The sequence below is a fragment of the Neglectibacter sp. X4 genome, assembly GCF_009917365.1.
GTDB lineage: Bacteria > Bacillota > Clostridia > Oscillospirales > Acutalibacteraceae > Acutalibacter.
Genome location: NZ_QWLE01000304.1, coordinates 1 through 588 on the forward strand (window position 1 = coordinate 1; position 588 = coordinate 588).

Sequence of the window (588 nt, forward strand, 5' to 3'; positions counted from 1 at the left end):
CTGGAGATTTTGATGGACGGCGGCACCATAGAAAAGCCGGTTCATGAAGAAATAACCTATGGAGATATTCACACATCGAAAGATAATCTGTGGAACTTTTTGTTCTTCACAGGATATCTAAAGATGAAAAGCCAGCGAATAGAGAAACGGAATATCTATATTGAAATGGCGATTCCCAACGAGGAGATTGCATCCATTTATGAACAAAGCATCAAAGAATGGTTTGATCAAAAGATAGCAAATGTGGATAGAAGCAGTCTCATCAAGGCTTTCGAAGAAGGGGACTGCGAAGCGGCTGAGAACTTCATCAGCCAGCAGCTGATGGACACCATCAGCTACTTCGACTATGCGGAGAGCTACTACCATGGATTTTTGACAGGGCTTTTGAAGAATGCAGGTCGGTATATGGTGCAGTCCAATCGTGAGAGTGGAACGGGCAGACCGGATTTGATTCTCTGTGAAAAGAAATTTATGGGAAAAGCTATGATTTTGGAGTTAAAAGTGGCAAAGACCTTTGCAGAGATGGAAGAGAAATGCGAAGAGGCATTGCAGCAGATAGAAGCACAGGATTATGCTGCACCACTTTCA

1 protein-coding gene is annotated in these 588 nt (G+C 43.0%); it reads left to right on the forward strand.

What is annotated here, in order from left to right:
* Positions 1–12: 12 nt before the first annotated feature.
* A partial coding sequence (locus tag D1841_RS18275; protein WP_207710216.1) for a PD-(D/E)XK nuclease domain-containing protein occupies positions 13–588 on the forward strand: 576 nt, incomplete at its 3' end.